This is a genomic window from Rhodococcus sp. ENV425 (genome assembly GCF_002887785.1).
Classification (GTDB): Bacteria; Actinomycetota; Actinomycetes; order Mycobacteriales; family Mycobacteriaceae; genus Rhodococcus; species Rhodococcus aetherivorans.
This window is the reverse complement of record NZ_PCZU01000306.1, coordinates 2,153-9,659: the sequence shown is the minus strand read 5'-3', so window position 1 is coordinate 9,659 and position 7,507 is coordinate 2,153. Positions and strand designations below refer to the sequence as shown.

At 72.5% G+C, this 7,507-nt stretch carries 9 protein-coding genes, 2 pseudogenes and 1 riboswitch; of the genes and pseudogenes, 4 read left to right on the top strand and 7 right to left on the bottom strand.

All coding sequences use genetic code 11. The features are described from left to right. A pseudogene (locus tag CQZ88_RS32185) lies at positions 1-548 on the bottom strand (DNA-binding protein); the annotation flags it as partial. A gap of 59 nt (positions 549-607) precedes the next feature. Between CQZ88_RS32185 and CQZ88_RS28870 the strand changes: the two are divergent. Continuing rightward, complete coding sequence (locus tag CQZ88_RS28870; protein WP_006936172.1) at positions 608-796, top strand: hypothetical protein; 189 nt, start codon at positions 608-610, stop codon at positions 794-796. A 64-nt stretch (positions 797-860) separates the two neighbouring features. On the opposite strand, the gene CQZ88_RS28865 is transcribed toward CQZ88_RS28870, so the two are convergent. The 3 genes from CQZ88_RS28865 to CQZ88_RS28855 all read right to left on the bottom strand — a co-directional run bounded on the left by CQZ88_RS28865 (position 861) and on the right by CQZ88_RS28855 (position 2,523). Next, entirely contained in the window at positions 861-1,445 is a 585-nt protein-coding gene (locus CQZ88_RS28865) for a resuscitation-promoting factor Rpf1 domain-containing protein (protein ID WP_006936171.1), read from the bottom strand. Between the two features lie 9 nt (positions 1,446-1,454). Continuing rightward, positions 1,455-1,680, bottom strand: a riboswitch (cyclic di-AMP (ydaO/yuaA leader). Between the two features lie 211 nt (positions 1,681-1,891). After that, positions 1,892-2,284, bottom strand: coding sequence for a YccF domain-containing protein (locus CQZ88_RS28860; RefSeq protein ID WP_102800643.1), 393 nt, complete (start codon positions 2,282-2,284; stop codon positions 1,892-1,894). Then, positions 2,281-2,523: a hypothetical protein gene (locus CQZ88_RS28855; protein ID WP_006936164.1), complete on the bottom strand. Its 243-nt coding sequence runs from the start codon at positions 2,521-2,523 to the stop codon at positions 2,281-2,283. Before CQZ88_RS28855 ends, CQZ88_RS28860 begins: the two co-directional genes overlap by 4 nt. Positions 2,524-2,690: 167 nt before the next feature. Here CQZ88_RS28855 and CQZ88_RS28850 point away from each other — a divergent pair, with 167 nt between their 5' ends. Then, positions 2,691-3,101: a cold-shock protein gene (locus CQZ88_RS28850; protein WP_029541805.1), complete on the top strand. Its 411-nt coding sequence runs from the start codon at positions 2,691-2,693 to the stop codon at positions 3,099-3,101. Positions 3,102-3,183: 82 nt separating this feature from the next. Here the strand turns inward: CQZ88_RS28850 and CQZ88_RS28845 are convergent, their stop codons facing one another. The 3 genes from CQZ88_RS28845 to CQZ88_RS28835 form a co-directional block, all read right to left on the bottom strand. Continuing rightward, the gene (locus CQZ88_RS28845; RefSeq protein WP_006936161.1) at positions 3,184-3,651 is read right to left on the bottom strand and encodes a DUF2771 family protein; all 468 of its coding nucleotides are present in this window, start codon (positions 3,649-3,651) and stop codon (positions 3,184-3,186) included. Next, entirely contained in the window at positions 3,651-5,351 is a 1,701-nt protein-coding gene (locus CQZ88_RS28840) for an MFS transporter (protein WP_006936158.1), read from the bottom strand. The genes CQZ88_RS28845 and CQZ88_RS28840 overlap by 1 nt, the downstream gene beginning before the upstream one ends. Before the next feature lie 61 nt (positions 5,352-5,412). Next, positions 5,413-6,207, bottom strand: coding sequence for a glutaminyl-peptide cyclotransferase (locus CQZ88_RS28835; RefSeq protein WP_006936156.1), 795 nt, complete (start codon positions 6,205-6,207; stop codon positions 5,413-5,415). 49 nt (positions 6,208-6,256) lie between these two features. Here CQZ88_RS28835 and CQZ88_RS28830 point away from each other — a divergent pair, with 49 nt between their 5' ends. Further along, positions 6,257-7,213, top strand: coding sequence for a DUF3027 domain-containing protein (locus CQZ88_RS28830; protein ID WP_258008871.1), 957 nt, complete (start codon positions 6,257-6,259; stop codon positions 7,211-7,213). A gap of 2 nt (positions 7,214-7,215) precedes the next feature. Further along, positions 7,216-7,507, top strand: a pseudogene (locus CQZ88_RS32180) (ATP-binding protein); the annotation flags it as partial.

Here is a 7,507-nt window from a genome sequence, read left to right as displayed (position 1 = left end):
TCGCGGGTACGCCCGACGGGCGAGGTGCGCGCGAGGGTGTCGAGCAGGCTGCGCTGCGCCGGATCGAGGTCGGCGAGCAGGGCGCCGACCTCGGCCGGGGCCGGCAGCGGCTCGGGGTCGGGACTGCGGCCGATTCGCCACGGCACCGCCTCGGCCGCGGCCTTGACCAGCCGCAGCCCGTCGGCGGGACCCCACACGAGCGACAGGCGGCGCAGGCGGTCGAGGGACCGGTCGACGTTCTTGGCGGTGACGCGGCCGGACACGGAGTCGAGCAGCACCCGGCGGGTCACCGGCTCCCGGTCGGCGCCCAGCCGGGTCAGCGCGTCGACCACACCGAAGTCGAGGACGGTGAGCTCGTCGGCGGCGCGGAACACCGAGGCACGTTGCTGCGCGCGGCCGGCCAGGACGGCCATCGTCGCGGGTGGCGGGACCACCAGGTCGGGGCGCGCGCGCAGCAGCTCGGCGAGGTCGGCGTCGCGGCGGTCGCTCAGCCAGCGCGCGAGCGACTCCGGCCCGGTCTCCGGCGCGGCGGGGTCGGTGGCGGTCATCGAGACCAGATTAGAGACCTGAAGTAGCTGTCCGTGAACCTGCCTGCCAAAATGAGCGCATGGCTGACAATTCGAAGAAGCAGTATGTCGATCCGGGGTGGCCCAAGGTGGCGGACGGGGACCACGCCGTCACCGAGTTGTCCTCGACTCGTTCTGGCCCGTTGTCCCCGTACGGCGAGGAGATGGAGTTCCCGTTGCCGGTCGACTCCCTGCCGTACACCCACCCCCGCACCGTCATCAACCGCTGATCGAAGCACGAAAGAGCCCCGCACCGGAACGGTGCGGGGCTCTTTCGTGCGTCTGTGCCGGGTGTCAGTTCGGCAGGGCGGCGTTGACCGCGTCGACGAGGTTCTGGTCGACGGCGATGCCGGCCTGGCGCAGGGCGTCGAGGCCCTGTTCGAAGCCGGCCCGCAGGCCCTGGGCCTCCGCGGGCAGAGCGGGAAGCTCGGGCACCTCGGGGGCGGCCTCGACGACCGGGGTGTTCTGGACGGTGCCGGCGCTCGTGGACGGGGCGCTGCGCTGCGTCGGAGCGCTGCTCAGGCCGAGGCTCGAGGAGCAGGACGGCCACGCGCCCCAGCCCTGGCCGGCGAGCACGCGCTCGGCGACGGTGATCTGCTGCTCGCGGGTGGCCTGGTTGGCGGTCGCCGCGTACTCGCCGCCGCCGTAGGCGTTCCACGTGCTGGGGGAGAACTGCAGGCCACCCTGGTAGCCGTTGCCGGTGTTGATGCCCCAGTTGCCGCCGGACTCGCACTGCGCGAGGCGGTCCCAGTCGGAGTCGGGAGCGGCGTTGGCGGTGCCGCTGAAGGCGACGCCCGTGACGCCGAGAACCGCGCTGGTCAGCGCGAACTTGGCGACGGTGCGGCCGGTGTTGGTGGGTTTGCGATGGCGTCCGCTCATGTCGGTTCCGGTTCCTCTCCGTACGCGCCTACGAGGTCAGCTGTCGGGTTCGGGCTGAAGAGGTAGCCCGGCCTCCTCGCCGGTGGGCGATTCGGCTTCACCCCAAGGACCGTCGCCGTGGGCGGCGATCCGGGTGCCTCCTGGGAATCGGTGTTCCCTGGGAGACCGTTGGGTCCCCCGCTTCCTGCTCCCGTGGATCGTTCGTCGGGACACCCGGAATCCGCGGAGCAGGATTTGGCGCGACGGACCCGGGGTGGCCGAACCAACCGGCCGGAGACGACGGTAACGGCTCGAGGCGGGGATTGTCACCAATTGATAACGCCGAGCGCGGCGAGGGCGGCGCGTGAGTGGCGCGTGTGGCGGGATGAAGTCGCAGGTAGGGACCAAAGTCCATCGCCGGTGCCGGTTCGCGACCTCGCCGTTATGCCCGTGTTATGTGAGGAACGTCACATGTAACTCGGGCGGTTGTCCACCGGGACGATGTCCTTCCCGAGCGGCAGCAGCGAGATCGGCACCATCTTCAGGTTCGCGAGCGCCAGGGGGATGCCGATGATCGTGATCGCCATCGCGATCGCCGTCACGACGTGACCGAGGGCCAGACAGATGCCGGCGACGACGACCCAGATCACGTTGCCGATCAGCGACCCGGCCCCCGCCGTGGGCTTGTCCACCACCGTCTTGCCGAACGGCCACAGCGCGTACATGCCGATGCGGAACGAGGCGATGCCGAACGGGATGGTGATGATCAGCACGAAGCAGATCAGGCCTGCCAGGAAGTACCCCAGCGCCAGCCACAGGCCGCCGAAGACCAGCCAGATGATGTTGAGCAGAATTCTCACGTGCGATCCCTTCCGCGGGAGCGCCGGCCGGAGCGCAGCGCGAAGGTCAATGCCAGCACGAAGCCGAGCGGCCAGGCGAGAGTCAGCAGATACAGCACCAGGCCCGGCCGGCCGTCGGTGACGGCGGGGGTCAGGAAGATCGCCACCACGGCGACGATCCCGACCAGGAAACATGCCAGCGCGGCCTTGAGCAGGCCGTTGCCCGGTGCGGAAGAACTGGAGGTGCCCACGGGTTCCACCGTAGTGCTTCCCCACCCGCCCGCGCCGCCGCCGGACTTTCGAAGGTGGACTCCGCCGCGGGTACACTGACGCATGTCTGCGCGTCCCGCACTCGAAGCGGGGCGCGTTGTTTTGCATATCCACTCGTGCCCACCGGGGCACGGCTGTCGAGGAGCGGGTGAACGCAGTGCCTACCGGCAAGGTGAAGTGGTACGACATGGAGAAGGGCTTCGGCTTCCTGTCCCAGGAGGAGGGCGAGGACGTCTATGTGCGTGCCTCCGCGCTCCCGGCCGGGGTCGAGGGCCTCAAGCCGGGTCAGCGGGTGGAGTTCGGCATGGCCGCGGGCCGTCGCGGACCGCAGGCGCTCAGCCTGAAACTGCTCGATCCGCTGCCGTCGGTGCGCCAGGGCGGGCGGCGTGAGGCGGCCCCCCAGAAGCGGCACACGCCCGACGAGCTGCACGGCATGGTCGAGGACATGATCAAGCTGCTCGAGGCCACCGTGCAGCCGGAGCTGCGCAAGGGCCGCCATCCCGAGCGCAAGACCGCCCAGCGGATCTCCGAGGTGATGCGGGCCGTCGCCCGCGAGCTCGACTCCTGACGCCCGGCGTCGGGCCGACCCGACGCGAGAGGGGCCTTCCGGGACAGCACCCGGAAGGCCCCTCTCGCATGCCGGACGGGGGTCAGAACGTCTGGATCGCCCACACCGGCGCCTGCTCCCCGGTGGCGGGAAGCTGCAGCACCACATTCAGCAACTGCGCGCCGGGGTCGGACGGCACCGTCACGGCCCGGGCCTGACCGGGCGTGTAGTCGCGGAACCCCTCGAAGATCTCGCCGGTGCGGGGATCACCGTAGGTGACGTTCAGCCGCCAGTCCGAGTCGGTGATCTCCGACGGCAACGACAGCTGCAGCGGCCGGCCCGCCGGCACCTCGAGCATCACGGCCTCGAGGCCGGCGCACGTGCCGTCGGCGCTGCACAGGCCGGGCTCGACCGTGACCGTACGGCCCTGCGCGTACGCCGTCACCGTGGGCACGCTCGGCGGTGCGGAACGGACGAGGGAGACCACGACCGCGGTGAGCCCGCCGATCGCGACCAGCGCCACGATCACCAGGATCGCGATCGTCTTCTTCGTCCGGGGCTGCAGTCTCATCACGTTCCGTTTCTCGTCGTACGTCCGCCTGGCCGCGGGATGCGACCGGTGGTCTCCTGGGTGGCGTGTTCCGGGCGTTTGCCACCGAAGCCCGGAACGACGGTGCCTCCACGGTAGGTGAGGATCGTCTGCGTCAGACCGAGGGCCAGCACGACGGTGACCACGGTGAACCCGAGCCAGTACTCGGTCGGCAGCAGGACCCCCAGGGCCCCGCCGAACACCCAGCTCAGCTGCAGCACCGTCTCCGAGCGACCGAACCCGGACGCGATGGACTCCTCCGGCAGGTCCTGCTGCAGTGACGCGTCCAGCGACACCTTCGCCAGCGCGCTCGCGCAGGATCCCACCAGCGCCACGAGGGCCGCCGTGATCAGGTTGCCGGTCGCGGCGGCCAGCGCCGCCATCACCGTCACGGCCGCGGTGCACCGCACCACGATCAGCGCGGGACGGCCCAGCGTGAGCCGCGCGCCGGTCGCGTTGCCGGTGAAGTTGCCGATGGCGGCGGCCGCGCCGACCAGACCCAGCATCCCCGCCTGGACCAGGGGCTCGTGCTCGGTCTTCGACTTGGCGACGAACGCGATGAACAAGGTCAGGAAGCCGGTCAGCACCCGGATCGTGCCGTTGCCCCACAAACCGGTGAGCACGGCCCGCCCCAGCGGCTGCCGGCGGCTCTTCGCGCCGCCGGCGGCGCGCGCGGGCGTCGCGATCACTTCGGTGCGGGTCCCGGTGACCTCGGTGCGGGCCTCGGCGCCGTGATACGACAGCGTGGCCGGCACCTCGCCCTCGGTGACCTCGACCCACGACGGGATCCGCATGCTCAGGTACGCGCCGAACGCCGTGATGACGGCGCACAGCCACAGTGCGCCGGACGATCCGAACAGCCAGGCCGCGGCGGCGGCGACGGCCCCGGCGCCCATCGTGCCGCCCACCAGGCCGAACACCGTGAGCCGGGAGTTCACCCGGACCAGATCGATCTCGGGCGGCAGCACCCGCGGCGTCACCGCCGATTTGAGCACCGCGAACGATTTGGACAGCACCATCATCGCCAGCGCGGCGGGGTACAGCCCCCAGCTGTCGAAGTTGAACACCAGCACCACGGCGAGCACGGTGCGCGCGGCGAACGACGTGGCCAGCGCCAGCCGGCGACCGTGCTGCAACCGGTCGAGCAACGGACCGATCAGCGGGGCGATCACCGCGAACGGGGCGATCGTGATGAGCAGATACAGGGCGACCTTGGTCTTGTCCTCGCCCGTGGCCGCCGAGAAGAACAGGGTGTTGGCCAGGGCCACGGCGACCGCCGCGTCGCTCGCGAAGTTCGCCATCGTCGCGTAGGTCAGGGCCGTCAGGCCCGAGCGGTCCGCACCGTCCGCGGTGGCGGCCCGGCGGAATGTCGCGATGCCCTTGCTCGTGAGCTCACGGCTGCGCAGCGCCGCGACGCGGGTGACCGTCAGTTTCCGCGGCATCCGTGGGGCCCGCGGGGCGCCGGCGCGCTCCTCGCGGGAGAAGTCGTCGCCCCGGTACCTGCGGGCGTCCTCGACCGGGTGCAGCGGCGGCAGGGGGGTACGTCGCGCAGACGTGCGCCGCGGCGGCGGATAGTTGCCGTTGCCGGGGTGCGGGGCCCGGGCCGACCGGCGGGGACGACCGCCGACGTCGGCGCCTCGGCCCGCGTCGTCGTGTGCGCGTTCCTCGTCCGAATCGGTCACGGCACAATTCTGTCGCACCGGGCGGATCGGTGTTCGGTGGCGTGCCCCACCTGCGGCGCGATCACGGCACGAACCGCACCTCGAACACCGACGGCCAGTACTTGCCGGTGACGAGGAAGCGATCGGTACCGGGCAGGTGCGCGATTCCGTTGAGCACGTCGATGCGCTCGCGCTGCCCGTCGGTGAGCCGCTCGCGCAGCGCCCCGGCGTCCACCACGGCGGTCACCCGGCCCTCGTCCGGGTCGATGCGCAGGATCTCGTCGGTCTTCCACACGTTGGCGTACACGGCACCGTCGTCGGTGCATTCGAGTTCGTTGAGGCGGGTGACGGCGCGGCCCTCGCGCAGGACCGTCACCCGGCCCGTCTCCGCGAAGGTCCCGGGGTGCCGAAACGTCAGCTCCGCGGTGCCGTCGCTCATCACCAGCCGGTCGTCCTGGGCGCACAACCCCCAGCCCTCCCCGTCGTAGCCGGCGCGGCCGCGTTCGGCCAGGGTGTCCCGGTCGCGGGCGACCGCGACCCCGTCACGCCACGTCAGCTGCCACACCGTGGTGCCGGCGACGGTGATGCCCTCGCCGAACATGCCGTCCGGCACCGGCACCCGGACCCGTTCGGCGCCGGTGGCCAGCGACCGCGCCGCGATCCACGACCGGCCGGACAGGCCGGTGCCCTCGAGCAACTCGTCGCCGGACACCTCGAGGCCCTGCGTGAACGCGGCGGGATCGTGCGGATGCACGGCCACGAGCTCGGCCCGCAGGCGCTCGGGCGGCGGACCCGGATCCGCCGGGGCGGAGTCGCACGCGGCTGCCGCGACGCAGGCGGCGACCGCGGCCGCGACGGAGAGCGGACGGCGGCGCATGCCCACATGATGGCAGCCGAGGGTCGCGGTGGCGGTTCCGTGCGGCAGAATGGGGTCCGTGAGTGGTGTGCCTTCCTCAGTTGCGTCCGGCTCCGCGTCCGCCTCTACCGAACAGCTCGTGCAGCCTCTGCTGGCCGACGCCGTCGACGTCGCGCGGGCCGCGCTGCTGGACGCGGGCGAGACCGGCGTCGGCGCGTACCTCGGCGTCGCGGCCGAGGACGACTGCGCTGCCACCCACCGGTTCGCCGCGGAACTGCCCGGGTACCGGGGCTGGCAGTGGGCCGTCGTCGTCGCCGCCGCACCCGGCTCGGACCGGGTGACGGTGAGCGAGCTGGCGCTGCTGCCCGGACCGGACGCGCTCGTCGCGCCGCGGTGGGTGCCGTGGAACGAGCGGATCCGGCCCGGCGACCTCGGTCCCGGCGACCTGCTCGCGCCCCCGGCGGGGGATCCGCGCCTCGTGCCCGGCTACGTCGCCACCGGCGACCCCGAGATCGACGAGACGGCCCTCGAGATCGGCCTCGGCCGCACGCAGGTCATGAGCCTCGAGGGCCGCCTCGAGGCAGCCCAGCGCTGGTACGACGGCGACTACGGCCCCGACTCGGAGATGGCCAAGGCCGCGCCCTCGACGTGCCGGCTGTGCGGGTTCTACCTTCCCCTCGCGGGTTCCCTGCGGGCAGCGTTCGGGGTGTGCGGCAACGAGTTCGCCGCCGACGGCCACGTGGTGCACTCGGCGTACGGGTGCGGCGCCCACTCGGACACCACCCTGCCGACCGGCGCGGGCTCCCCGGTCCACGAGGCGTACGACGACTCCGCTGTGGAGGTCGTCGCCCTGCCGCCGGCCGAGGCGGGTGCGGAGGCGCACGCCCCGGCGGACGCGGAAGGCACGGTCCCGGAGGCCTCGGAGGAGACCGGGTCCGGGAGCGCCGGGGACACGGAGAGCACCGAGAACACCGAGGACACGACTGCCGAGCCGGCCGCGGTCGCGCCGCCGGAACAGACCGACTGAGGATGCCGCGCCCCGACCCCGCCGACCCCTTCGGGACCGCGGCGCTGCGCGAGGGCACCCTGCTGGCCTGGGCGTCGTCCCCGACGCGGCTGCGGGAGGATGCCGCCACCGAGGCCGATCTCGTCCGGGCCGGCTACCGGGACCGGGTGCTCACCGAACTCGCGCAGAACGCCGCCGACGCGGCCGCGCGCGCGGGCGTGCCGGGCGCGCTGTGCCTGTGGCGCGACGGCGACGACCTGCACGTCGCGAACACCGGCGCGCCGCTCGACGAAGCCGGCGTGCAGGCGCTGACGG